Annotated in this window: 1 protein-coding gene; it reads left to right on the top strand. The window is 52.8% G+C overall.

The features are described from left to right. The coding region (locus Q0794_RS18205; protein WP_298944300.1) for an Ig-like domain-containing protein at window positions 1–231 on the top strand (231 nt) is incomplete at both ends.

The following is a 231-nucleotide window of genomic DNA, read 5'->3' as shown; positions in this document are numbered from 1 at the left end:
GATTACAACGGCCCAGATTCGTTTACGTACACCAACGAAGATGGCAGCACTGAAACGGTCACGGTGACGGTTGAAGCAGTGGCGGATGACACGGTTGTGGCTGCCGATGCGGCAACAACGAATGAAGATACCCCAATTACCATTGATGTGTTAGGGAATGATACTGACGCTGATGGCGTAGTTTCTCCTGTTGCGTCAGTGACGGATGGCGAGTACGGCACGGTCACGATC

The organism is uncultured Psychromonas sp. (assembly GCF_947489755.1).
In the GTDB taxonomy this organism is placed as follows: domain Bacteria; phylum Pseudomonadota; class Gammaproteobacteria; order Enterobacterales; family Psychromonadaceae; genus Psychromonas.
The sequence above is the reverse complement of the archived record's forward strand: the minus strand, read 5'-3'. Positions and strand labels throughout refer to the sequence as shown.